24 protein-coding genes are annotated in these 25,378 nt (G+C 48.8%); 12 read left to right on the plus strand and 12 right to left on the minus strand.

What is annotated here, in order from left to right; genetic code table 11:
* Nucleotides 1–71: 71 nt before the first annotated feature.
* A complete protein-coding gene (locus AC566Q_RS13155) occupies nt 72–1,259 on the plus strand; it encodes a GGDEF domain-containing protein (RefSeq protein ID WP_499606878.1) in 1,188 nt (395 codons plus the stop codon).
* Here AC566Q_RS13155 and AC566Q_RS13160 read toward each other — a convergent pair.
* Both AC566Q_RS13160 and AC566Q_RS13165 read right to left on the minus strand, forming a co-directional pair.
* Nucleotides 1,256–2,698 carry a DNA recombination protein RmuC gene (locus AC566Q_RS13160; RefSeq protein ID WP_499606880.1) on the minus strand — a complete coding sequence of 481 codons (1,443 nt, stop codon included), beginning with the start codon at nt 2,696–2,698 and terminating at the stop codon, nt 1,256–1,258. The two genes, AC566Q_RS13155 and AC566Q_RS13160, sit on opposite strands and share 4 nt — an antisense overlap.
* Before the next feature lie 100 nt (nt 2,699–2,798).
* Entirely contained in the window at nt 2,799–4,328 is a 1,530-nt protein-coding gene (locus AC566Q_RS13165) for a fumarate hydratase (RefSeq protein WP_499606882.1), read from the minus strand.
* A 176-nt stretch (nt 4,329–4,504) separates the two neighbouring features.
* On the opposite strand from AC566Q_RS13165, the gene pabB reads away from it, so the two are divergent.
* From pabB to AC566Q_RS13180, 3 genes are all read left to right on the plus strand, one after another.
* Nucleotides 4,505–5,923, plus strand: a complete 1,419-nt coding sequence (gene pabB / locus AC566Q_RS13170; RefSeq protein WP_499606884.1) for an aminodeoxychorismate synthase component I — start codon at nt 4,505–4,507, stop codon at nt 5,921–5,923.
* Nucleotides 5,916–6,494 (plus strand): CoA pyrophosphatase, encoded by a 579-nt coding sequence (locus AC566Q_RS13175; protein ID WP_499606887.1) that lies wholly within the window; start codon nt 5,916–5,918, stop codon nt 6,492–6,494. The genes pabB and AC566Q_RS13175 overlap by 8 nt, the downstream gene beginning before the upstream one ends.
* 125 nt (nt 6,495–6,619) lie before the next feature.
* Complete coding sequence (locus AC566Q_RS13180) at nt 6,620–7,990, plus strand: L-serine ammonia-lyase (RefSeq protein WP_499606890.1); 1,371 nt, start codon at nt 6,620–6,622, stop codon at nt 7,988–7,990.
* On the opposite strand, the gene pelA is transcribed toward AC566Q_RS13180, so the two are convergent.
* Both pelA and cysB read right to left on the minus strand, forming a co-directional pair.
* Complete coding sequence (gene pelA / locus AC566Q_RS13185) at nt 7,977–9,131, minus strand: pectate lyase (RefSeq protein ID WP_499606893.1); 1,155 nt, start codon at nt 9,129–9,131, stop codon at nt 7,977–7,979. The two genes, AC566Q_RS13180 and pelA, sit on opposite strands and share 14 nt — an antisense overlap.
* A 45-nt stretch (nt 9,132–9,176) precedes the next feature.
* Entirely contained in the window at nt 9,177–10,151 is a 975-nt protein-coding gene (gene cysB / locus AC566Q_RS13190; protein ID WP_123326864.1) for an HTH-type transcriptional regulator CysB, read from the minus strand.
* 176 nt (nt 10,152–10,327) lie between these two features.
* Between cysB and AC566Q_RS13195 the strand changes: the two genes are divergently transcribed.
* The 3 genes from AC566Q_RS13195 to AC566Q_RS13205 all read left to right on the plus strand — a co-directional run bounded on the left by AC566Q_RS13195 (nt 10,328) and on the right by AC566Q_RS13205 (nt 12,985).
* On the plus strand, nt 10,328–11,053 hold the full coding sequence (locus tag AC566Q_RS13195; RefSeq protein WP_499606897.1) for a sensor histidine kinase: 726 nt from the start codon (nt 10,328–10,330) through the stop codon (nt 11,051–11,053).
* Between the two features lie 58 nt (nt 11,054–11,111).
* On the plus strand, nt 11,112–11,873 hold the full coding sequence (locus AC566Q_RS13200; RefSeq protein WP_499606900.1) for a hypothetical protein: 762 nt from the start codon (nt 11,112–11,114) through the stop codon (nt 11,871–11,873).
* 152 nt (nt 11,874–12,025) lie between these two features.
* A complete protein-coding gene (locus AC566Q_RS13205; RefSeq protein WP_499606903.1) occupies nt 12,026–12,985 on the plus strand; it encodes a sugar phosphate isomerase/epimerase family protein in 960 nt (319 codons plus the stop codon).
* A gap of 35 nt (nt 12,986–13,020) precedes the next feature.
* Here AC566Q_RS13205 and AC566Q_RS13210 read toward each other — a convergent pair whose 3' ends face one another.
* Both AC566Q_RS13210 and AC566Q_RS13215 read right to left on the minus strand, forming a co-directional pair.
* Nucleotides 13,021–13,413, minus strand: a complete 393-nt coding sequence (locus tag AC566Q_RS13210; RefSeq protein ID WP_499606906.1) for a GlcG/HbpS family heme-binding protein — start codon at nt 13,411–13,413, stop codon at nt 13,021–13,023.
* Nucleotides 13,414–13,469: 56 nt separating this feature from the next.
* Nucleotides 13,470–14,363 carry a LysR family transcriptional regulator gene (locus tag AC566Q_RS13215; protein ID WP_499606909.1) on the minus strand — a complete coding sequence of 298 codons (894 nt, stop codon included), beginning with the start codon at nt 14,361–14,363 and terminating at the stop codon, nt 13,470–13,472.
* A 101-nt stretch (nt 14,364–14,464) separates the two neighbouring features.
* On the opposite strand from AC566Q_RS13215, the gene AC566Q_RS13220 reads away from it, so the two are divergent.
* From AC566Q_RS13220 to AC566Q_RS13230, 3 genes are all read left to right on the plus strand, one after another.
* The gene (locus AC566Q_RS13220; RefSeq protein WP_499606912.1) at nt 14,465–15,163 is read left to right on the plus strand and encodes a CoA transferase subunit A; all 699 of its coding nucleotides are present in this window, start codon (nt 14,465–14,467) and stop codon (nt 15,161–15,163) included.
* A gap of 9 nt (nt 15,164–15,172) precedes the next feature.
* Complete coding sequence (locus AC566Q_RS13225) at nt 15,173–15,832, plus strand: CoA transferase subunit B (RefSeq protein ID WP_489807160.1); 660 nt, start codon at nt 15,173–15,175, stop codon at nt 15,830–15,832.
* A gap of 133 nt (nt 15,833–15,965) precedes the next feature.
* The gene (locus AC566Q_RS13230; protein ID WP_499606914.1) at nt 15,966–17,297 is read left to right on the plus strand and encodes a DEAD/DEAH box helicase; all 1,332 of its coding nucleotides are present in this window, start codon (nt 15,966–15,968) and stop codon (nt 17,295–17,297) included.
* A 303-nt stretch (nt 17,298–17,600) separates the two neighbouring features.
* On the opposite strand, the gene ltrA is transcribed toward AC566Q_RS13230, so the two are convergent.
* From ltrA to AC566Q_RS13250, 4 genes are all read right to left on the minus strand, one after another.
* Entirely contained in the window at nt 17,601–18,989 is a 1,389-nt protein-coding gene (gene ltrA, locus AC566Q_RS13235; RefSeq protein ID WP_499606917.1) for a group II intron reverse transcriptase/maturase, read from the minus strand.
* 519 nt (nt 18,990–19,508) lie between these two features.
* Nucleotides 19,509–19,751 carry an EF-hand domain-containing protein gene (locus AC566Q_RS13240; protein WP_105935198.1) on the minus strand — a complete coding sequence of 81 codons (243 nt, stop codon included), beginning with the start codon at nt 19,749–19,751 and terminating at the stop codon, nt 19,509–19,511.
* A gap of 59 nt (nt 19,752–19,810) precedes the next feature.
* Nucleotides 19,811–20,809 (minus strand): oxygen-dependent tRNA uridine(34) hydroxylase TrhO, encoded by a 999-nt coding sequence (gene trhO, locus AC566Q_RS13245; RefSeq protein ID WP_499606920.1) that lies wholly within the window; start codon nt 20,807–20,809, stop codon nt 19,811–19,813.
* 106 nt (nt 20,810–20,915) lie between these two features.
* Complete coding sequence (locus AC566Q_RS13250) at nt 20,916–21,416, minus strand: VC2046/SO_2500 family protein (protein WP_499606923.1); 501 nt, start codon at nt 21,414–21,416, stop codon at nt 20,916–20,918.
* Nucleotides 21,417–21,515: 99 nt separating this feature from the next.
* On the opposite strand from AC566Q_RS13250, the gene AC566Q_RS13255 reads away from it, so the two are divergent.
* Both AC566Q_RS13255 and AC566Q_RS13260 read left to right on the plus strand, forming a co-directional pair.
* Nucleotides 21,516–23,162 carry a response regulator gene (locus AC566Q_RS13255; RefSeq protein ID WP_499617507.1) on the plus strand — a complete coding sequence of 549 codons (1,647 nt, stop codon included), beginning with the start codon at nt 21,516–21,518 and terminating at the stop codon, nt 23,160–23,162.
* 38 nt (nt 23,163–23,200) lie between these two features.
* On the plus strand, nt 23,201–23,506 hold the full coding sequence (locus AC566Q_RS13260) for a hypothetical protein (protein WP_499606925.1): 306 nt from the start codon (nt 23,201–23,203) through the stop codon (nt 23,504–23,506).
* On the opposite strand, the gene AC566Q_RS13265 is transcribed toward AC566Q_RS13260, so the two are convergent.
* Together AC566Q_RS13265 and AC566Q_RS13270 are read right to left on the minus strand one after the other, a co-directional pair.
* On the minus strand, nt 23,503–24,420 hold the full coding sequence (locus tag AC566Q_RS13265) for a DMT family transporter (protein WP_499606928.1): 918 nt from the start codon (nt 24,418–24,420) through the stop codon (nt 23,503–23,505). The two genes, AC566Q_RS13260 and AC566Q_RS13265, sit on opposite strands and share 4 nt — an antisense overlap.
* The gene (locus AC566Q_RS13270) at nt 24,421–25,269 is read right to left on the minus strand and encodes a DUF6279 family lipoprotein (protein WP_499606930.1); all 849 of its coding nucleotides are present in this window, start codon (nt 25,267–25,269) and stop codon (nt 24,421–24,423) included.
* Nucleotides 25,270–25,378 lie beyond the last annotated feature (109 nt).

The following is a 25,378-nucleotide window of genomic DNA, read 5'->3' on the forward strand; positions in this document are numbered from 1 at the left end:
AATGATCTGATTCAATAATAAATAACGACAGTTGCGCTAAACTGAAGGTATGTCGAGCTGATGGCATTTTGATGGATACTCTCCTTTCAACCAGTATAGAGTTAAACAAAGTCAATATCTTACTGACGCTATTGTTCAGTATTGGCTGGATAGTTATTGCCAAACCACTGCAGTTGTACCACAACAGCAGTATCCGCTTTGCGCTGGCCAACCTGTTATTTGCACTGGCTCTGTTACTCGACTTTCGTCATCCCGACAATCCCACACTTTTTTTGTGGGTGATTGCCGATATCATATTACTGATTTCATTTATTATCTATAACCTTGCACTTCGTCACCTGTTCAGATTAACCATCGATTCTAAATGGTTTAGTTCAATGATTATCCTGGTGAGTGTGACGTATGTTTTGTTTTTACCTGGCTGGATAACGCCTGAAACGGTAGCTGTACTGAGTTTGGTAATGGTTATTGTGGTGATGCTGGCCACCCTCAAAATGAAATTTAAAGCGCTGCACGCGGCTTTTTCTGCCACTATTGCCGGCATTTTGTGTCTGGCAGACGTGCTGATCATCACAATGGTGATCAGTAAGCTTACGTTTTGGGTATTTGCGGTGCCCATCCCCGAAAACAGTTTATTTTTTTCGCCTTACCATCCGTCGCTTACGTTATGGATGCAGGTTGTATTGATTATACTCATCAATACCACGGCGGTGGGCACTACCATATCGCGGTTAATCGTGCGCATGAAATATCTGGCCGAGCACGATCAGCTTACCGGGTTACTTAATCGCCGGGCGTTTCAGTCACAACTGGAATACCAGTTCTCGGTCTTTCAGCGCTATCAACGGCCCTTCAGTATTCAGATGCTCGACATCGATTATTTTAAACTAATCAACGATACCTTTGGACACAGCGCCGGCGACAAAGCCATTGTGCATACTGCCAGACAGCTTAAACAGCAAGTCAGGCAATCCGACTTAGTTGCCCGTTTTGGTGGAGAAGAATTTATTATTCTGCTAGCCGATCAATCTTTAACCGAGGCCAAACTCATTGCCGATAAGATATGTCAGTCATTAAGCGAAACTAAATGGGCCGACGCCGCCGACCCTCTCACGATCAGTATTGGTTGTGTAGAAGCAAGCCAGGCCCGGGACCCGGACCAGTTGCTTAAACTGGCCGATGATGCCCTGTACCGGGCCAAAGCCAATGGCAGAAATCAGGCGGTCATGGCTGGCAGTAAAGCGAGCTATCTGACTTAATCCTGCTCGTCTGCTTCATCATCACTGGTATCGGTCAGGCGCTTACTGGGTTGAACACCCAGCGCACGAAATTGCTCAACCTGACGCACCAGATTGCCCCGCCCGCTGGTTAATTTATTCAGCGCAGCATCGTAGTGTTTCTGGGTACTTTCTACCGCTTTGCCAATTTTTTCCATATCACCCACGAAGCCAGCAAACTTATCGTAAAGTTTGGCTGCATGTTGCGCGATTTTCTGGGCATTCTGATTCTGATATTCGTACTGCCAGATGTTATTAATGGTGCGTAGTGCTACCAGCAGGTTGGTCGGCGAGACCAGCATTATGTTGTTATTCAACGCCAGCGTCACCAGTTCCGGATCGCTTTCTACCGCCAACAAAAACGCGGGCTCAACCGGTATAAACATCAGCACGTAGTCCAGCGAGCGAATGGCTTCCAGCTCGTGGTAATCTTTTGCCCCCAGCGCTTTAATATGAGTACGTAATGAGTTGACATGTTCCTTTAAATAGCGCGCCCGTTCATCGTCGTTATCACTGTTAAAATACCGTTCATAAGCAGCCAGACTCACCTTGGAGTCGATGATCACGTCTTTATCATTAGGCAGATGAACCACGACATCCGGCTGCTGTAATTTGCCCTGTTCGTTGCGAGCAGATACCTGAGTCTCAAATTCATGGCCTTCGCGCAACCCGGATTCTTTTAAGATGCGTTCCAGTACGACTTCGCCCCAGTTACCCTGTTGCTTATTATCGCCTTTTAAGGCGCGAGTCAGCGCAGCAGCATCTTCAGTGATTTGCTGATTCAGTGCTTTTAGACCCAGAATTTCGGTTTTCAGCGAGGCACGTTCCTGCCCCTCTTTCACGTATTGATCGGTAACCTGCTTCTTGAAGCCTTCAATCTGATCTTTTAACGGGTTGAGCAGCGCATCCAGGCGGGTTTTACTTTCATTGCCAAAGCTTTCCGCCTTTTGCTGGAAAATTCGGTTCGCCAAATTTTCAAATTGCTCCTGTAAGCGTTTTTCGGCTTGTTGCAGGGTGGTGAGCTTTTCTTCATGGGACTTCTCTGCGGCATCAAAGGCGGCCTGCCTTGCGTCACTGGCAGCTTTTAATTGCGTATAATCGGCCTGCAGGGCTTTCAGATCGCGTTGTAATTGCTCACGCTGTTGCTGAGTTTCTGGTAGTAGCGCCGCTTTAGCCGATTGTTCCTGTAGAGAGATCTGAAGTGATGAGAGCTGTTGTTTAAGCTCGCTGATATCCTGCCGGGCTCTTTGTTGTACAGCGTCCAGATAGTGTTGTGCCTGCTCCAGTTGCTGGGCTATTAACTGTTGCTCCGCCAAAGCCTGTTGCGCCTGCGCCCTGCCCTGAAAGCGGCCGATTATCAGGCCAATAATTAACGCCAGCAGTGCTGCGCTGGCAGGAATAATAATATTAAGGTGTTCCATTACCAAGCTGAATGACTTCAATAAAAAAACGGGTAACTCATGTTACCCGTTTTTGACTTCGGTTTAAGCGAAGAATCGCTTATTCGGTATTAAATGCTGGTTATTTAGACAGTGCTTCATCCAGTTCAGCAATTTTAGCTTTCCAGATAGCCGGGCCAGTCTGGTGAGCGTTGGCACCAGTAGAATCTACTGCCACGGTTACCGGCATGTCTTCTACTTCAAACTCGTAGATGGCTTCCATCCCTAAATCTTCAAAAGCAACTACACGAGCTTTCTTAATAGCTTTAGATACCAGGTAAGCTGCCCCGCCCACTGCCATCAGATAAACTGACTCGTGTTTAGCAATGGATTCAACGGTTGCCGGGCCACGTTCGGCTTTACCAATCATGCCTGCAATACCTGTTTTTTCCAGCATCATGTCGGTGAATTTATCCATTCGCGTAGCAGTAGTCGGGCCTGCCGGGCCAACTACTTCGTCACCTACTGCATCAACCGGACCAACGTAGTAAATAAACTTGCCGTTAAGATCCACGCCTTCCGGTAAGCCTTCACCGTTTTCCAGCATGGTCTGAATGCGCTTATGAGCGGCATCACGGCCGGTTAACATCTTGCCAGACAGCAATACGGTTTCGCCCACTTTCCATTCTTTAATGTCTTCCTTGGTCACTTCGTCCATGTTTACACGACGAGTGTTTTCGCTGACTTCCCAGGTAACTTCTGGCCATTCTTCCAGTTTAGGCGCTTTTAAATCTGCCGGACCACTGCCGTCGAGATAGAAATGCGCGTGACGGGTTGCCGCGCAGTTCGGGATCATGGCTACTGGCTTAGATGCGGCGTGAGTCGGTACCGATTTAATTTTCACATCCACCACGGTAGTTAAACCACCGAGGCCTTGTGCGCCGATACCCAGTTTGTTTACACGCTCGTAAATTTCCACCCGCAGTTTTTCATCGGTGGTTTGTGGGCCGCGTTCAATCAGTTCCTGAATATCAACCGGATCCATCAGGCTTTCCTTGGCTAAAACGGCAGCTTTCTCAGCAGTACCACCAATACCCAGGCCAAGCATACCAGGCGGACACCAACCAGCGCCCATGGTAGGTAAGGTTTTCAGTACCCATTCAACAATATCATCGCTGGGGTTTAACATTACCATTTTAGATTTGTTCTCAGAGCCGCCGCCCTTGGCCGCGATCATCACTTCTATTTTATCGCCTGGCACGGTGTCGATATGCACTACCGCCGGCGTATTATCTTTGGTGTTCTTACGGGCACCGGCAGGATCTTCAACAATCGACGCCCGCAGCGGATTATCCGGGTTTAAGTATGCTCGGCGGGTACCTTCATCAACCATTTGCTGAACGGTCATGTCGGTTTTATCCCAACTTACGCCCATACCGATTTTTACGAAACAGGTAACAATACCGGTATCCTGGCATAACGGGCGTTTACCCTCGGCTGACATACGTGAATTAATCAGGATTTGCGCCATGGCATCTTTTGCCGCCTGGCTTTCTTCCTTGAGATAGGCCTGTTCAACAGCCTTCACATAATCAAGTGGGTGGTAATAAGAAATGAATTGCAGCGCATCTTCGATGCTATCGATAAAGTCTTGTTGACGAATTACGGTCATGGCGTCCTCTTATTTTTAGGCTCACATAGTCATCTAGACGAAGAATCCGTATACTACCGCATGTCGACAACTGGCACCATTAAAACCATCTGCGACTTTGGTGGAGTGAACGCACTCTGCTGGTAGCAGTGGGCTTGCCGTTAATTTGTTAGTGATAAATACAAGAAAAGAATTGAATGCCCCAGTCCCGATTTTCATTCCCGACAGAGACGCTGCATATTACACAGGTAACACTACCGGCTAACACGCCACTGCAAGCCGTTTTTCAGCGGCTTGCCGGGGATAACTGGAGTCTGTTGTACGACTCCGGCACCTCGACCCAGAGCAACAGCCGCTACGACATTGCGTTGTGGTCTCCGGCCCTCACCATCACCACCAAAGCGGGTACAACTGTAGTTCAGGCGCAGGGTGACACGCTGGAAACCATTGCCTGCACAAATGAATCACCGCTGGACACGGCAAAACGTTATTTTAAAGCCTTTCAGCATAGTATTACGCTCGATGCAGCAATTCAGCATTATGAAGAGCTACCTTTGGTGCTCGGACTGGCAGGATTCTGCAGTTACGATTTGGGCCGCGATTATGAAACCCTGCCGACGCTCAACCGCGACGAATATCAGTGTCCTGAAATGGCGCTGGGGATCTATAACCGGGCACTGATCCATGATGTTCAGGAAGACCGCTGGTATTTTTGCCACACGAGTGACGTTGCAGTGCCTGATTTTAATCAATGGTTAGCCACCCCTTCTGCGCCTTTTGCTATCAAGGGTGGCTGGCAAAGTAACATGACGCAGGCACAGTACAGCGAAGCCCTGTCTGCCGTACATAATTATCTGGTGGCCGGAGACTGCTACCAGGTCAATTTTGCGCAACGATTTACTACCGGCTACGAAGGTTGTTTGTGGACCGCTTACCGGACACTCACCCAGGCCAACAGTGTGCCATTTTCAGCGTTCATGCGCGTTGCTGGCAGCGCTGTACTGAGTTTGTCACCAGAACGGTTTATTCAGTGCCGTAATGGGGTTGTTGAAACCAAACCGATAAAAGGTACCCGGCCACGTTTTGCTAACCCGGCTGAAGATGCTGCCAGTGCTAAATCGCTGTTAAGTGCCGAGAAAGACCGGGCCGAAAACCTGATGATAGTAGATCTTTTACGAAACGATATCAGCAAACACAGCGTGCCTGGCAGCCTGCAGGTACCTGAGTTATTCAAACTTGAAAGCTATCCGGCAGTGCATCATATGGTCACCAGGATCACCAGTAAACTGGCGGCTAACAGTCACCCGCTGGACTTGCTTGCCGGCTGTTTCCCCGGTGGTTCCATTACCGGCGCGCCTAAAATTCGCGCAATGGAAATTATTGAAGAGCTGGAGCCCAATCGCCGTGGCATTTATTGTGGTAGCTTTTTGTATCTGGGTTTAAAGAACGACCTGGACTCAAGCATTTGTATCCGCACCTTGCTGGGTGAGCAAAATCAGCTGTTTTGCTGGGCCGGCGGCGGTATTGTGCTCGACTCCAATGCGACTGAAGAATACCAGGAAACCCTGGATAAGGTCGCTCGTATCCTGCCGGTACTGGAGGCCAGTTGTGAATAAGGCCGCTTTCCTGCACCGCTTTCATTCGTCGCCGCCGCTAGCGGTGAGTGATGATTACCCGCTTTCTTATGCCGGGCGTGCAGCAGGCGTTCTGGTACCGCTTATCGACCGACCGGAGGGGCTTACTGTACTGCTCACTCAACGAGCCTTACACCTGGCTCACCACCCCGGGCAAATTAGTTTTCCCGGCGGGAAACAGGAAGAGCAGGATAAAGATTTAATCGACACCGCCCTGCGTGAAGCCTGGGAAGAAATTGGCCTGCCCCGGCAAAATTGCCAGGTGATCGGCGTGATGCCGAAGCACCGCACTATCACCGGCTTTTGTATCACTGCCGTGGTCGCGATTGTTAAGCCTGAATTCGATATCATTATCGATAGCAATGAGGTGAGCGACACCTTTGAGGTGCCACTGGCGTTTCTGCTGGATACCAATAATTATATCACCGAGCATTTTCACCGCGGGCCGCTTACCAATCCGGTTCACTTTATTCCCTGGCAAAACCGCATGATTTGGGGGGCTACAGCCGCCTTGTTGCGCAACCTGGCGTCAATTTTTACTGACAACCCTTAATTGCTACGCAATAAGCGCGGCTTATCAATAGATATTCTCATGCTACCATTAGCTTAACTGGTTTGTTCTGGTGCCCGTACACGGGCAGAATGGAATAATAATTACAATAATGGTAAACGCATCTAATGATTAGTGTATTTGATATGTTCAGTGTGGGCATCGGCCCATCCAGCTCGCATACCGTTGGTCCGATGAACGCGGCAGCGGAATTTGTTGATGAACTTAAAAGCCAGCAAGTCATCAATCGGGTTACGCATGTAACTACCGAGTTATTCGGTTCACTGGGCCAGACCGGAAAAGGTCACGGCAGCGGCAAGGCGGTTATTCTGGGTTTACTCGGTGAGCGCCCTGAAACCATTGATGTCGACAGTATCGACGCCTGGCTGGCGGATATCGACGCTAGTGAAAGCCTTAATCTTGGTGACGAGAAATCCATTAGCTTTCCGCGCACCAAAGCCATCATATTTCACCGGCGTAAAACCCTGCCCCGCCACGCAAACGCCATGACTTTACACGCCTTTGATGGCGAACACCTGCTCTTGTCACAAACTTATTATTCTATTGGTGGCGGCTTTATTGTCCGTGACGATCAGTGGGATGTAGCCAAACAGGAAGCAAAACAAATCAGCAATACGGTACCTTTTAGTTTTCGTACCGCAAGCCAGCTGCTGAGTCTTTGCAAAGAACAAGGATTAAGTATCAGCGCGCTAATGCTCGAGAATGAGCAGGCGCTCCACCCGGGTACAGACATCAAAACCCGCTTACAAGATCTCTGGATGACTATGGATGCCTGTATCGAACGCGGTATCGAGAGTGAAGGTATTTTACCCGGCGGATTAAAAGTGATGCGCCGCGCACCTTCGCTTTACCACCGGTTGATGACCGAATACAGCGGCGATCCCATGCAACCACTGGATTGGGTTAACCTGTTTGCCCTCGCCGTTAACGAAGAAAATGCTGCCGGCGGCCGGGTAGTTACCGCACCTACCAATGGTGCCGCGGGGATTATTCCGGCAGTACTTAAATACGTCGACAAATTTGTCCGCCCGGTTGATAAAGACATTGCCAGCCGCTTTTTATTAACCGCTGGTGCAATTGGCATACTCTACAAAGAGAATGCCTCCATTTCCGGAGCTGAAGTAGGCTGTCAGGGCGAAGTGGGTGTAGCGTGCTCCATGGCTGCTGGTGCCTTAACAGAAGTACTGGGCGGTAATATTGCAGCGGTTGAATGTGCTGCTGAAATTGGTATGGAGCACAACCTTGGTCTCACCTGTGATCCGGTGGGCGGCCTGGTACAGGTGCCCTGTATCGAGCGTAATGCCATGGGAGCCATTAAAGCCATTAATGCATCCCGACTCGCCTTGCGTGGTACCGGCGAACAAAAAGTATCTCTCGATAAAGTGATTAAAACCATGCGGGATACCGGCGCCGATATGAAAACTAAATACAAAGAAACCGCCCGGGGTGGTCTCGCGGTAAATATTATCGAGTGCTAATGCCGTTGGCTGCGTGTTTTTGCTGCCAGGCTTTGTATTCATCGGCTATCAGGGGCGCTGGCCAGCGCCCGTACCAGTCGTAACCGGTTCGGCGCTCCCGGGAGATTTGCGCCAGTGTATCTACCCGCTGCCCTTGCCGGTCAGCCAGTAAAGGCTGATGGGTGGTTAAATCGTAAAACCTTGCCCAGATAGGCTGGCTATTCCCTGTGGCGACCATCACCCTGTCCCACGTTGAGGTATGGTACTTATATCTCACCGGCTCTGCAGCAACCTGCACCATGTCAATACCGGTTAACGCGTTTCTTTTAAACCACGCCATGGCACTATTAATAGCCTGACGCTTCCTGGCAGAAGGCGCAGGATCGCTCATTAAATAACGCACCACATCCACACTTTCCCGGCTTACCAGCGAAGCTAATTCAAAAGCACGGCCCTTGGCAGGTAACAAACTGTTTGCATCGTACTGCCCGGCCCAGATGGTCAGCTCACCGTCCGTTTTTACCTGTAGATCGAGGATTAACGCATCGCCCCGGCGATGCGCTTCACTTAACTGTTGTACTAAATCGGCAGGTAAAAAATCAAAACGCTGACTGCCGAGTTTGATTTCCTGTAACAAACCGAGCACGCCGGCCATCACATCATCCATTATGGTAATGTGGCCATAATAACCTTCGGTGCTTGGCGGAGAGTGAGTAAAGCCACCATTGGCCAGCTGGGCTGATAAAATAAATCGCAGGCCGCGAATTACGGCTTGTTGATATGTCTCATCACGGGTTTGTTGATATGCTTCAGCCAGATAGCGGATTTGCGGGTACACATTGCGGTTATCAAAGCTGGTATCCGTGGCAGAATAAAATGCAGCCTGGCGGGCGATTTCCTGCTCAGACATGATCCTTAACGGGTTAATGTTTTCCGGCCAGCCTCCGTTTGCTCGTTGATAACGCACTATATTATCGGCAATCAAACGAATTTGATGAAGTGCATAGCGCGGCTGTGTATCGCGATGATTCTGATCGTTCCAGTGCTTAATCACATCGCTGAAACCGTTCACTTCGATGGCTTGGTACTGACTTTCAGAGGTTTGACAAGCGCTGCAAGCAAACCCAATCGTCACCGCTAACGCCAGTTGTTTTATTGCCACACGCAGCTTCCCTGAACCTTTGCTATCCAATTCCTGCGATCCGGATTATTTAACCGGTAATGTATGCCCTTTAAACATGCGCTCTACTTCATCGTTGTTTTTCAGCATCATTGCCTTTTCCACTTTGTCTTTGGTCAGATGCGGGGCAAAGCGTTCGATAAAATCAAACATGTAACTGCGCAGGAAAGAGCCTTTGCGGAAACCAATTTTGGTGGTGCTGTATTCAAACATATGGCTGGCATCTATTTTAACCAGATCGGCATCGAGTTCTTCGCTCACAGCCATGGAGGCAATAACTCCAATGCCAACCCCCAGCCTCACATAGGTTTTAATGACATCTGCGTCGGTGGCAGTAAACACTATTTTAGGCGTTAACCCGGCTTTCTCGAAGGCATGATCGAGCTCTGAGCGGCCGGTAAAACCAAATACATAAGTCACCAGCGGATACTGTGCTACATCTTCAATGGTGATAGAAGTTTTCTTTGCCAGCGGGTGGTCTTTATTAACAATAACGCTGCGATTCCAGTGGTAACACGGCAGCATCACCAGGTCGTTATATAAGTGCAGGGACTCGGTAGCAATCGCAAAATCTGCCTCACCTTTAGCTGCCAGATCGCTGATTTGCGATGGCGTCCCCTGGTGCATATGCAGAGAGACTTTGGGATATTTGTTCATAAAGCCTTTGATCACATCCGGTAAGGCGTATCTGGCCTGGGTATGCGTGGTGGCTATATTAAGTTTGCCCTGATCAGGCAGATTGTGTTCGCGGGCGACCGCTTTGATGCTCTCAACTTTGTTGAGGATCTCGCGGGCAATATTGATCACCTCATTACCCGCGGGTGTCACATGGGTTAAATGTTTGCCGCTACGGCCGAAGATCTGCACGCCGAGCTCATCTTCGAGCATTCGGACCTGTTTACTGATGCCGGGTTGTGAGGTAAATAAGCTTTCAGCAGTGGCTGATACGTTAAGGTTATTGTTCTGTACTTCGACAATGTATCTTAATTGTTGTAATTTCATTGTATATCCACGCGTAAACCTGACAACCGTCAACACACACTCATTCAATGAAGCCTGAACAGAGTGCTGATCTGTCGACAAGCTTAATCGCATGCTTATGCAAAAGTAGAGGAATTAGTTATTATTATGTTGGATACTAGCATAAGCAAGTCTGAGAACAATTGGAAGTAACAGAAATGACAACCCGTTCTGAGGAAAACAACAACGCTGAACTCTCTACAGACTCACAGTTTGATTTTTCAACTGTACTGGCGGCAGCGGTACACGATATGAAGAACTCACTGAACCTGTTAGTGCAGTCGGTTGAGCAAATCGTTTCCACACTTCCGCCGGAGCTTACCGAGACCCGCAGTCAGATTGTCGATTTACATTACGAAGCCAATCGCATGAACACCGGGCTGGTGCAAATTTTATCGCTCTACCGGGCCAATCGCGAAACCCTGCCGGTTATGATTGACCAGTGTTTTATTAATGAATTACTCGAAGATATTGTGCTTTCTAATCAGCTCTATGCATCGCAGAAAAACTTTACAATTAAAAATCAGTGCACAGAAGAGCTTGCCTGGTACCTTGATGCAGATCTTATGTACCTGTTAATTAATGATGTTTTGATCAATGCGCTTCGATATGGTAAATCAGACATTATTATCAATGCGTATCAACAAGATGGCTATTTAGTTGTTAAAGTAGAGGACGACGGTACTGGCTATCCGGACCACATGCTGGTTACCGTGGATACCAAACCCTCAGATTTTAACGTAACTCAGGGCCGCACTGGTCTGGGCTTGTACTTTGCGCATCTGATTGCCAGAGCACATGCAAAGGGTGAAAAACAGGGTTTTATTACCCTGTCTAACGGTGGAACTTTAGGTGGTGGCATATTTGAAGTTAAAATCCCCTGAGTTCGGGCCGATAAACCAATAACAACGATAAAAGCAAGACTAAGACGGGAAGCACTGAATGACATTTATAATCATCATTGTACTGATAGTAGTGCTGGTAGTACTGGCCATTGTGGTCAATGCCTATCAACAGTACAAAGCGAAAATCGATGCCGAGCGCCGGGCCGAAGTAGCCAAGCAGCGCACGATTATCGATGAAACTGAAAATGTCCTGATGGCGACTTCACAGATGCCTATCTCGCAAGGGCTGATTAAAATATTGCTCAAACGAATTCAACGCGCGCTGCAGGTTACCCACGAGCTTAATCCTAATTCACCGGATATTAAACAGCACCTCGAAGACATCAGCGCCCGCATTAAATCCATTGATATTAAGCCGGATAATAATAACCAGTTTGCACTGCCTGAAACCGACAAAATGATTATTCAGTATATTCAGGCGGTCAAAAAGCTCCGTGTAATGCTGCGCAGCGAGAGAAGTAAAGGCAAAGTTGACGGCAGTACCTATCTGGAGCAAGACAAAATACTTGAGCGGTTGCAGTTAAAAGTAAATGTTGAAACACTCATTCGCCGTGGTCGTGGCGCTCAACAAACTAATATGCTCGGCTCTGCCCGTCAGTATTACGAGAAAGCCATTGCCGCACTTGAAGCCCAGACTCAGCCGGATGAATTTGTTCAGTCCCGTCTGGAGTGGCTGAACCAACAGTTAAAAGACATTCAGGAAAATCTCAAAAACGCCAATGCCCAGGACCGCGCTAAGCGCCGCGAAGAAGAACGCGATGAACTGGACGAATTATTCGCACCCAAGAAAAAATGGTAACCCGCCTCTGCATTTGGCACAGGCGTATGCGGCAACTAGGCAACATCTGATTCGCTACACATATAATTTGTTAACCCCCCTAACTTTTACATTTTCGTTACAATGATTCTGTGCTACTGTCAGTTATCTAAACCAGTATTGCGGAGTAGTACATGGCATTTGGCCGTCGTCATTTTTTAAAGTCCAGCGCAGCATTAGCCACCCTCGCCGGCTCACCTTTATTGTGGTCCTGTTCAGACCAGAAACCCGCAGCAGCTTGCAACAGCAGCGCTGACTATGGTGTTCAACTCTACATGTTCAGAGAGAGCTTTGCCAAAGATCCGAAAGGCACACTGGCACGCATAGCCGCTATGGGATTTACGCAGGTCGAACCCTTTGGTTTAGGCGGCTTTATTGGCATACCCGGAGCCCCCTTTTTTGGTCTGTCGATAGATGAAATAGCCAGCGCCTTAAAAGCAGTTAATCTCAAAACCCCTACTGCCCATGTAAGTGGAAAGCTTGATGATGCGAATCATACCCATGAACTGGCCAGCAAACTGGGCATTGACTACTTTATAGAGCCGCTGGCACAAGAGTTACTGGCTTTTAACAACGGAAAAGTAAGCATCGCCGTACCGGATACCGCCGATAAAGTGCTGCAGATGGCCGACAGAATTAACCTGCGAGGTAAGAAATTCCACGAGCAGGGGTTTGGTTTCGCTTACCATAACCATCATATGGAATTTACTCAGGTAGAAGGAAAAACCATACTCGACTGGCTAATGGAAAACACTGATCCGAATTACGTAAAACTGCAGTTGGATCTGGGCTGGGTGGCCGTTGCCGATATTGCACCGCTCGAAGCGCTTAAAAAATATGGCAATCGCGTAATTGGCTGTCATATGAAAGACCGTGACTACAGTATCAGTGTCAATCCCGATGAAACAGATGAGCTGATGCCAGAAGCGCTACAGGTAAAAGCCCCAGGTCAGGGCGGCATCGACTTTACACCGATTCTGGCGCACCTGGACGAGCTGAACATACAAAACCGCTACGTGGAAGTGGATGTAACGGCCAAACCCTATGAAGACGCCAAATTTGGCCTGGCACACTTACAAAACGTATGTCGCTAACCAATTTACACCTGTGGGCTGGTATGGCCCACGGTTTATGCCAAAGCCGCCCGCGCTATCACTAAGTCTTCCTCGGCACTGCCGCCAGAAATACCAATCGCGCCAATTTGATTATCACCGGCGAAGATTGGTACACCCCCATTAAAGCCCATCAGGTTGTCATTCGACAACTCAAAGCCGGTGAGCTGTTCACTGCGGATCAGTGCACCCAGCTGGCCCGATTCCAGCGGAAACAAAGCAGAGGTTCGGGCTTTTTTAATGGCAATATCCACTGATCCCAGAAAAGCACCGTCCATTCGTTCAAAAGCCACCAAATGGGCACCGCTGTCAACAATTGCAATACACACTTTGATGCCAAGCTGTTCTGATTTAGTGATAGCATCAGCGATATGGCGACGCGCCGCCGCAAGAGTCATGGATGTGGTCATAAGCATTCCGTATTCGATTTTTTCTTACCTTGCCCAATTTAACTCACTGATTCAATTTACAAATTTGTAGAGTAATCTGTTACTACCTGTTGCCACAGCGTTTGCGCTGCCACCGCCATCGCACCGCGATTGGCCCGCACCATCCCTACCCGCTTGACCAGCGGACTACCTTCAATGTCACGACAAATAAGCCCCTTACGTAGCATTTGTTCGAGGCACAACGAAGGCACCACAGAGATCCCCATACCGTTCGCAATGAGCTGGCCAATGGTGCCGTACTGGCCCGTTTCTGCCACAATATTGAGCTGGCCATACTCGGCGGTCATCACCTCTGTCCATTGCCTTACGCTGGAACCCCGGTTGGGAGAAATAAATGGCTGGCTAACAATGTCTTCAAGGGTAATGGTCCGGCTGGCACCCAGTGAGTGGTCTGCTGGCATAACGGCCACAAAACGGTCGGTAAATAACGGAAAAAATTCCAGGTTATCCTTGCTTTCAGGCTCAAAGCAAAAGCCGATATCTACCCGGCCAGACAGCACTGCCTGAAGGGTTTCTTCCATGATCACATCCAGCACCCGCACCCGGATATTACTGAATTGCTGATGAAATCTCACCAGAATGCCCGGCAATTTTGACTCAGCAAAGGATGGCATCGCTGCAACAGCCAGCCGCCCCTGTGCCATGGCAAAAAGATTCTGTACTCCCTCTACCGCATCATCCCAGTCGTGGAGTAATCGCCGCGCATGGGGTAAAAAAGTTTCACCTTCCGGGGTAAGCTGCACCCGGCGGGTTGTGCGACTGAATAACTGCCCGCCCAGTTGCTCTTCCATTTTTTTAATCGAACTGGATAACGCGGGTTGGGTAACAAACAATTTTTCAGCGGCTTCGGCGAAGGTGGCAGATTCCGCCACACAGATAAATGCCTGCATATTACGGTAAGAGATACTCATATTAATAAAGTTTATTTATCAAAAGTGATATTTAATTAATTTTACAAAATTTTAACCCTGATTGATACTAGCGGTGTTCATTACTTAAAGGAGAGTATGCTATGTCTGGTTTCGATAAAGTCGTATCCAGTTACGAAGCTGCGATGGAAGGGTTAGCAGATAACATGACCGTCATCGCGGGTGGATTTGGCCTGTGTGGAATTCCCGAGGGCAGCATTGCCCAAATTAAAAAAATGGGCACCAAAGGGCTGACAATCGTATCGAATAACTGTGGTGTTGATGGCTTTGGCCTGGGCATTCTGCTCGAAGATAAGCAAATCAAAAAAATGATTTCATCTTACGTAGGTGAAAACGCCCTGTTCGAACAGCAACTGCTTAACGGTGAACTGGAAGTCGAACTCACCCCACAAGGTACGCTGGCCGAAAAGATGCGCGCTGGCGGTGCAGGTATCCCGGCTTTTTATACCGCAACCGGTTACGGTACACCTGTAGGTGAAGGTAAAGAAGTCAAAGAATTTAATGGCCGCCCTTACATCCTTGAGGAGTCGATTACCGGTGACTTCGCGATTGTGAAAGCGTGGAAAGCAGACCGTTACGGTAATTGTATATATCGCCACACTGCACAGAATTTTAATCCAATGGCCGCAACCGCCGGTAAAATCACCGTAGTGGAAGTGGAAGAAATTGTAGAACCGGGTACATTAGATCCTGCTCACATACACACGCCGGGCATTTATGTGGATCGGGTTATACAGGGTACGTTTGAAAAACGAATCGAACGTCGCGTAACGGCTAAATAGGAGGCAGTCATGGCATTAACAAGAGATCAGATTGCGATGCGCGTGGCGCAGGAATTTCAGGACGGTAACTACGTAAACCTGGGCATTGGTATTCCTACGCTGGCTGCGAACTATGTACCAGATGGTATCAGCGTTATGCTTCAGTCAGAAAATGGTTTACTGGGCATGGGCCGCTATCCAACGGAGGAAGAAGTCGACGCGGATATGATCAACGCAGGTAAAGAGACCGTGACGGCCATTACCGGCGCCTCCATTTTCAGCTCAGCAGAAAGCTTCGCCATGATCCGTGGCGGGCACGTGGACTTTACCGTTCTCGGTGCGTTCGAAGTGGACGTAAATGGAAATATTGCCTCGTGGATGATCCCGGGCAAACTCATTAAAGGTATGGGCGGTGCAATGGATTTAGTCGCCGGCGCGAAAAACATTATTGTTACCATGACCCACGCCGACAAACACGGTAATTCCAAACTATTACAAGAATGTACCCTGCCGTTAACCGGTGTTAACTGTATTACGCGTATTATTACCGACTTAGCCGTACTGGAAGTCAAGGACGGTGCGTTCTACCTGCGCGAACGAGCCCCTGGCGTTTCGGTAGATGAGATCAAAGAAAAAACCGCCGGTAAACTGGTGGTAGAGGGTGATGTGCCGGAAATGGCCTTCGCCTGATTGTAATTTGCTTAAGAGCTGTCAAAGGGGCAAGCGTACTATACGGTTTGCCCCTTTTCTTTTTGGCTGGTGACTTTACTCAGGTACGTAATCAGGGATAATAGGCGCGGATCTAAACCGGAGCGAAGCAATCTTGTTAATTACTGACTTACCTGTACACCATACCCTTATCAGCCGCATAGAAGATAAAGGCTTTACCGAACTCACGGAAGTTCAGGAAAAAACCATTCTGCCGGCCCTGTTGGGTAAGGATATTATTGCTTCCTCGAAAACCGGCTCAGGTAAGACTCTGGCGTTTTTAATTCCTGCCGTGCATCGCTTGCTCACGCAAAAAGCATTAAGCCGTAAGGATCCTCGTATTCTTATCCTCGCTCCTACCCGCGAACTGGCCAAACAGGTGTTTGGTGAAGCAAAATGGCTGTGCCAGAAGAAAAACCTGGCCACAGCGTTAATCGTGGGCGGCGATAATTATAACGATCAAACCAAGGCGTTGCGCCGCAACCCTCATATTATTGTTGGCACACCGGGCCGGGTTGCGGATCATTTAGAAGATAAAAGCTTCTTTATTAACGGCCTGGAAATGCTGATTTTTGATGAAGCCGACCGCATGCTCGATTTGGGCTTTGCCCAGGCGCTGAATATGATTAACCGTAAGGCCGATCACCGTAAACGACAAACAATGTTGTTCTCGGCCACCATGGATCACGTTGAACTCAATCATGTGCTGGATGCCTTACTCAAAGCTCCGGTACGGGTAGCTATTGGCAGCGCCACGGCAGAACATACTGACATCACCCAAACCCTGTATTTTGCCGAGAGCATTGAGCATAAAGATGCCCTGCTCTGCGATCAGTTAACCAATAACACCTATAACCAGGCGATTGTATTTACCGCCACACGGGATGATGCAGAGCGCCTCAGTACCATGCTGGGTGAAAACTTACCTAAGCGCACCTCTCAGCCACTCAGAGGCGATTATGCCCAGTCTAAACGATCGTTGGTGATGAATGAGTTTGCCCGTGGTCAGTTTGATATTCTGGTTACCACCGACGTGGCCTCCCGAGGGCTAGATTTGTCTAAAGTAGGCCTGGTCATTAACTATGATATGCCCAAGCACCCGGAAGAGTATATCCATCGGATTGGCCGTACCGGCCGGGCGGGTAATCAGGGCGCTGCAGTATCGTTTGTTGGTAAACGGGACTGGCAAAGCTTTTCAGCGCTAAAACAGCAACTCGCGTATCCGCTGGAGCCGCAGCAGCACGAGAGTTTACCCTCTAAATTCAGCGGTATTAAACCCAAACCTGCTAAACCGAAAAAAGCAGCGAAAAAGCATAAAGGTGCAGAAGGCAACACGGCACAGCCGGTTAAGAAAACTCAGCGGGTAAGAACGATGACCGGAGAGGATATCGGCCATATGCCAATGCGTAAAAAAGCCACACCGCCTCCCCAGGACGAGGAAGAATAAAGGCTAACAGGACAGACTGATTGAGTCTGGAGGTGATGCTATAAAAGTCTGCCCTGGTAAATTAGCACTAAAGCTGCAAAGCATCCGGGCCCATCGATTTTTCTGGTCACCAAGCTGCTTTAACTGTTTATATTTAGCCTGGCAAGGTAATGTCGCCTGGTCAGTGATTAATACAAAATGAGACAAAAGGCGCACGCCATCGTTGCGCTACTTTGCTACTAAATTAATCGAGTAGGAGGGAGTTTTACAACTCCCGTCCTCTCACACCACCGGGCATACGGTTCCGTACCACGGCGGTTCATATTAACACTGGAACTGTCGGTGACACTCCAGCAGTGATACCAGCCCCATTTTATCGAACCACCCTTTTCTGAAGGCCTGATTCATATGGCTAGCCCCCGCATTCCACCATGCACCTCGTTGGTTTGTCGCTGACCACCATGCCCGACTCTCGCTAAGGCCTGCTTTCATCAGATTACCAGCACGGGTAAACACTCCCTTCCATTGCCGCCATAACAGGCAGCGGAGTTTTCGTCGTATCCAACCGTCCAGTTCCTCCAGCACGCCTTTGACTTTTGTCAGGCGGAAGTAGCTTATCCAACCCCGAAGCACGGGTGTCATTACGTGTATTGTCTCACTGATAGAGCGAGAGTAATGCCCTGTCGTCATTTCGCGGATTTTATCCTTGAAGCGATTTACACTTTGCACGGCGATTTTCACCCGGCTCTCTTTGTGCCGGGTAAAGCTATAGCCTAGGAACTTGCGTTCCCACGGCCGGGCTACCGCGCTTTTGTCGGCATTGACTTGCTGCTTCAGTTCGTTAGACAGGAAGTCGGTGATATCGGCCAGTAAGCTCTCGCCTGCTTTCTGACTGCTCACGTAAATATTGCAGTCATCAGCATAGCGGCAGAAGCTATGACCTCGTTGCTCTAATTCCTTGTCTAAGCTATCCAGCAGGATGTTTGATAGCAATGGTGATAGTGGGCCGCCTTGCGGCATGCCTCTGTCCCGCGTTACCCGCTGGCCATTGGCCATCATTTCCACTTCAAGGAAGCGGCGGATGAGTTTCAACAGCCGTTTATCTTCTATCAGGTGCGCCAGTTTCGACATTAAGATGTCATGGTCTACCCGGTCGAAGAACTTCTCCAAATCCATGTCTACAACCCATCGCTTTCCGCTACGTATGTATTGCTGTGCTTGTTGCACGGCTTGCCATGCATTGCGGTTTGGTCTGAATCCGTAGCTGGACTGAGAGAAGTGCGGTTCCACCAACGGACTTAGCCGTTGTGCTATCGCTTGCTGGATGAGTCTGTCTACCACCGTTGGCACGCCTAACGTCCTGACGTCGCCATTCGGTTTCGGGATGTCCACTTTACGGATGGCCCGCGGTAGATAGCTGCCCTCTGTCAGTGAGACCTTCACACCTTGCCAATGCTGTTTCAGCCACGGTTTTAAGTCCAGCGTGCTCAGGTTATCTACACCCGCTGCGCCTTTATTCTCCACCACCCGCTGATAGGCCAGCATCATATTGGCTCGGTCTGTCACTGCTTCCATCGTCACCGATGGTTCCGCTTTCGTTCGCCCACTGCCCGCCGTGTCAATTTCAACACCAGAGGCGTATCCCGACAGGTTCCGCCCGTCTTCGCACTCACTGGCCGCAGTCTTTTGCGCTTGTGCATCATTAATCAACATCGAGTAACAGTGTCCTAATAGCGGTTAAGTATGTTCAGCCCTTCATGTTATCGGTTTAATAACACTACTACGGCCTCGGCTGACTTCTGATATTCCATCCCAACACCTCTTGATGTCAGTAGCACGCTGTTTTTTTAAAAAAAAATAAATCAGAGGCAGAACATCAGACCTCCCGGGGTAATTCGCGCGACCTTCCTGCTTATGCCTGTCGGCTTTACGTTGCTGCATTCCGTGCAAGTATTGGGCTTTAGTGATAATCGCCACCTCACCCTGCAGCAACGCCTAAACCGCTTCCTGTTCGTCAGGCCAGCATTTTGCCTTCGGCTTCCTTCAGATTTCACCTCGCGGTGAACACCCTTGCCGTTCGGCTAACACTTCCCCTTGCCGGGTGTGCAGAGGACTTTCACCTCCAAGTCATCAACTCACCACCACAGTGAGTTAAACGGTGTCGAAACACCACGCGCCATGCCCGGCGCACGACAAAAAAGCCGCTTGGTAGCGGCTTTTTCTGAATCGGGCTTAGTATTCCCACCAGCACTCCTGCCACCAGGCAAGAAATTCTTCGAAGTCGATATACCCATCGTGGTTTTCATCGATAAGTTTAAAACCTTCTTCAACGTGGCTGACTTTGGTTTTAGGTGAAATTACCGTTAATAACTCAATAAATTCCTGCAGGTCGATCTGACCGTTACCATCACGGTCAAAGAAGCTAAAATCTTTTTGAATCGCTTCTACTTTTTCGGGTGTTAATTCAGTAGACACTGTCTGATTCCCTGTCGGTTTCCGGTGAAATGGAGTGTAACCCCAGCTCTACCGAATGTCTACGACTTAACTTGTTTTTGCGCCTGCAAAGCACGTAAACGCTGCTCTTCTGCCTTGGCCTTGCGACGGGCTTCCATCGCATCACGAGCTTCAGTACCAACGTGTTCTTCGTTGCGCTCGCGGGCCAGATTAATTTGCTTCTCCCGTTCACGGAAGCGTTCAATCTGTTCTTCGCTATGCGTACCAAAACAATGCGGGCAGCTTACGCCGCTTTCATATTTATCGCTTTGCTTATCGGCTTCAGTAATAGGTAATCGACAAGCATAGCACTGATCATAAGCACTCTTTTCCAGATCGTGATTAACCGCTACGCGATTATCAAAGACAAAGCAGTCACCTTCCCACATGGTCTCTTCTTTCGGCACATCCTCGAGGTACTGCAGAATTCCGCCCTCAAGGTGATAAACTTCCTCAAAGCCCTGCTCTTTTAAATACGCAGTGGACTTTTCGCAGCGGATCCCACCGGTACAGAACATGGCGACCTTTTTATTTTTCGCCGGGTCGAGGTTTTCTTTCACGTATTCCGGAAATTCACGAAAGGTTTTGGTATTGGGGTTCACCGCATTTTTGAAGGTACCAATTTCGATTTCATAATCGTTTCGGGTATCGATTAGTACCACATCAGGATCGCTGATAAGGGCGTTCCACTCTGCGGGTTTCACATAAGTCCCAACGGTACGACGCGGATCAATGCCTTCCACACCCATGGTGACAATTTCTTTTTTCAGTTTTACTTTTGTACGGTAAAACGGCTGGGTTTCGTGGAATGAAGTTTTGTAGGAAATCGGGTTAAAGCGTTCATCGCTATTTAACCAGGCCAGCAGGTTATCTATGCCTTGCTGCGTACCGGACACAGTGCCGTTAATGCCCTCTGCTGCCAATAATAGAGTGCCTTTAATTTGATTCGCTTCCATTACATCGGTAAGCGGCTGGCGGATAGCTTTATAATCTTCAAGCGCGACAAATTTGTATAGCGCGCATACAACATACTGACTCATATTTTTTAACCTTTGCGAGTTGGAACGTAAAACCAAAGCAAAAATGCGCGCGGAATATAGCAAAAAAATCGCCAGGCGAAAACCCGAAAGGAGGATTAACCGGCGTTTAAACGGCGATAGCCAGGGAGGCTGGAATGGTATCAGCCAGCAAGGTAGCGTCAGGCTCTCTGATTTGCGACGCTTTTTCACTTACCCAGGCGAGTTGAGTGCGATAAGGGCAATTTTGTTTTACTTCAGGTTCCAGCCGCTTACTGTTGTTATGAAAACTTAACGGATCCGGGCTGATGGCCTGCCACAGGCGAATGTGCTCATTGCTGAATGACCGGCTCAGACCAGACTGCCATTTTAAATAGCTGTCTACGTGTTCGGATGTTGATGCCAGAGGGCTGCGACGGTAGTGATTTAATCTGGCGGGAAAATCCGGATCATCAACCTGTTCCGGGGGTGACGACCACCTGACAGGCTCATCTCCCCTGGCCTCACTGATTGCCAGATATAATGAGAACAACGCAGCACTGCCCCCCACCGCTTTGTTGAGCGGTAGTGAGGAAATGACATTCTGCACATCAAAAGATGTCTGAGTAATGGTATCTGGTTGCAAAATCATTCATAGGTATTAACGACTTACTAGCTTAATCGGCATATACCCATTATCCTTTAGTATATTATCGAACAGTTTCGCATTTAATGGGAGCGGCCTTTGGGAGTGCCCTATCGGGACGTTAATATTCTGATTGTAGAAGATCAGCGTCCCTTCCTTATTTTGCTAAAAGGATTATTAACCAACCTCGGCGCCAAGGATGTCATGACGGCAACCAGTGCCGACCAGGCGATTCGCTTTTGCCGCAACCACAGAGTCGATATTATTGTTTGTGACCTGCATCTCGGCACGAATAAGAAAAACGGCTTTGAGCTGTATCAGGAACTGCAATATCGCAAGTTGGTATCCGCCGGCGCGGTATTTCTGCTTATCAGCGCCGATGCCACACGCCCCATCGTGCTGGGCTCATTGGAGCACAAACCCGATGATTATCTGCTAAAACCCTTTTCTCAGGCGCAGTTAAAAAGCCGGCTGAATAAATCCTGGCAACGTAAGCAGTACTTTTTAAAAGTACTACAGGCAATGAGCAAACAGGAATTCACGGCGGCGACTGAGGCGCTCGATAAACTAGAGGATATGCCTGCACCTTATCAGCGTATGGCTTTGGAAATCCGTCTGGAGATCCTGTGGCATGAAAATCAGTACGAGAACGCGCTGGCTCTGTTAAACAGTCATTCAGACCAGTTACCCACGCAGTGGGCACAACTGGCCCTGGGTAAAACCTATCTGGCCATGCGCAAGTTTAGTGATGCCATTCAGTGCGCCAATAAGGTACTGGCACTTAACCAGTTTGATCCGGAAGCGCTGGATATTCTTGCTCAGGCAAAATCCGCCTCCCAACTTCCCGAAGAAGCACTGGAAGATATTCGCCGGGCCATTAAAAACTCACCGTATTCACTGCAACGTCAGATCCTGGCCAGTCGTATTGCCAGGGACAATAATGACTATGAGTTACTCACTGAAGCCACTAAAGCAACCTGGCAGTTATCCAAAAACACCATATTTAAACAGGTTAATTACTGGTGTAATCATATATCCAGTCTACTGGATGCGGCGGAAGCGGCAGAAAGTAAAACCCAGCGACACCGGTTTCAGCAAGAAGCGCTATTGCAGTTACAGCGTGCCGGCCATGATGAGGCGCTGACCCGGCTGGAAGAGCCGTTCAGCCTGGATATATTCGATCAGATCATGCACGCCCGGGTGGATGCCATCGACGGCAAACTGATTGACGCCAAACGATCACTTATGGACAGTCAGATGGCCATCGAGAAACAGTTTGAGTTATACCCAGCCTCACTGGCGCCCTCAAGCATGCAATTAATGGTCGACCTCGGCGAATTTGAAGAAGTAAACCAACTGCTGCAAATCCTCGCCAGCCAAAATACTGAACTCGACGATAGCAGCCGCTTGCTGGTGCGGTCCATGTCCAAACAGGTGAAAGAAACTGAGCAGCAATACAGCCACATTAACCGCCGCGGTATCCAGTTGTATCAGCAGGAGAAATATGCCGAGGCGAAAGCCGCGTTTAATAGCGCGCTGGAACTTTCACCGGTTAATGCCGGAATTGCGCTAAACTTGTTACAGTGCCTGATTAAGCTGATGACTAATAATGGAAAAGACGACGGCACGATGATCAAAGAGGCTCGCCAGGTGTATAAGATACTGAACCATGCGCCCATGCGGGAGCAACACCAAAGCAAGTTTGATGGTTTACGGGACGAATTGCTGCGCTTGGGCATTGCTACCCTGTAGCCACTGTATTTACCGCTCCTCACAAAGGATAAGATATCATGCAAAAACACAGTTTATTGGTTACTGCAGTTCTGGTTGGCTCAGGCTGGTTATCGGGTTGTGCGAGTCAGTCTAACCTGTGTGAGGATATTCTTGAGGTTAAAGCTCAGGCTCAGCAATGCGAAGTACTACAGAAAGCCATCAGGAATCCTAAAAATCCGCAGATGGCGCTTACTGCCCGACAAAGATATGAAAACGAGTGTGTGAACTTTCGTTATTACCGGGATGATTACGACACTATTTGTAAAGGCGGCGAACAACCTATTGGTCAGCCTGCGCCAAAACCGGTAAACAAGGATAACTAACGGGCTCCGCGGCCCAGTGCAGCCATAACTGAGCCACCGATTACCATCACCGCCCCCAATACAGCCAGCGCACCTAACGGTGGCTGTGTAAAACTGCTGGGATAAAAATACTCAGCCACGGCAACCGAGATAAAGGTAAACACTGGCGCGGTGGCAATCACTGCACTTACCCGCGAGGCATACCATACCCGCATGGCTTCAGTGAAAGCCCCATAAGCCACAAAGGTATTTAAACAACAAAACAACAGCGCCCAGCCTTGTGCTGCGTTCATCTCGGTAATGGCTTGCAAATGTGTAAACGGCAGCAACATCATGCTACCAATAATATAAATGATCAGCGTAAGCTGCATGGCCGACATGGTTTTCATCAGAGACTTCTGACACAACGCGTAGCCGGCCCAGGTCACTGCGGCGATAATAACAAACACCACACCCAGGGTATCTTCGGTTTCTGAAGCAATAATCTGCGGTAAGCGTTGATTGAAAAACAAACCAAGCCCAAGCAGCAACGACGACGCGCCCCATAACTGCAAGCGACTGAATTTTTCTTTGTACAACACGATACCGCCAATCATCAAGGCGAATGGCGCCACCTGCATAAATACCTGCACACTGCCGGGACTGAGATATTTAAGGCTGTGCACGTTAAAGACATAGTTGACCACCAGCATCAGAGTACAGGCGACAGCCAGAATAATAACGGCTTTGGGGTAACGTAAAAAGTTAGGAATGTTGCGACGATAAAACAACCAGCCGCCCACCAGGATGGCAGCTGCTACAAACCGATAAAGGGTGATGGTCTGACTGTCCATAACCTGCAGGCAGATCTTAAGAAACAGGGGTAAAACTCCCCACAGCACTGCGGTAACCAAAGACAAACAAAAGCCATAGAGCGGCCGGTAACTACTTTCCAACTAATCATTACTCATGAGGTATTCAAAGTCCTCAATCATATCGTCAATCTTACTGATTAGCTTTCTTTTTTGCTTGTTATCCAGGGTATAGAACAATTCTTCAGCCATTTTGGCATAGGTTCGGGTATTGTCATCCCGCAGTTTCAGATAGGCTTCACTACGAAATTTGTCTGGATGGGTCATCAGCGCAACAAAGTCTTGTTTAAACGTTGGATTAGCCGCGCGATTGTCGATGACTTCCCGGGCCGCCTGCTGGAATTCCTGACGATAGGTCAGCCACAGTGCCCGGGTACTGGTAAACTGTGACGCATAACCTTTAACGATGGCTTTCTGACCAGCATTAAGGCGACCGATGAACTCGCTTACGCCCTCTTCCATATCGTCCAGTCGCTCTTCGGCCTGCTCTTCAGGTGACAACTCCTTAAACTCTTCCAGCGACTCACGGATGTCGTCATTCTCTTCGCGCAATTCTTCAAATAGCGAACTCACCTGTTCGTCGGTTAACTTAGCAGCCATGTCTGCCAGCTCCGGGCTAACGCGATCGCGCAGTCGTTCCCAGTGTTGCCGGCTGTCGAGCAGATGCCTCTCAATTTGCGCAGCATTGAGTTCTTCGCTGTTTAAGTCCGCTTTCAGGCTTTTAAGGTGTTCGATGTACTTGCCAAGCTCTTCACTGCGATGCCAGCTTTGCCAGTCGGCAAAATATTCATCAAACAGTGCTTCCTGATTATCCGATAACGATACGTAATCATCGATATACCAATGAATTAACCAATCCAGATTATTGTAGGTAAACTTTGTCGAACATCCGCTTAGAAAAATGATGATCGCAATCAACAAACCTTTCTTCATTGTCACTTCCTGTCAATTTACACTTGGCACACGTGGTTATACCTGACAATCTATCATTACGTGCTGATGGCTGTTCCCGATCTCCGGGCTTTGTATTTCAGCCCTCTGC

This window comes from Alteromonas sp. H02 (assembly GCF_059682525.1).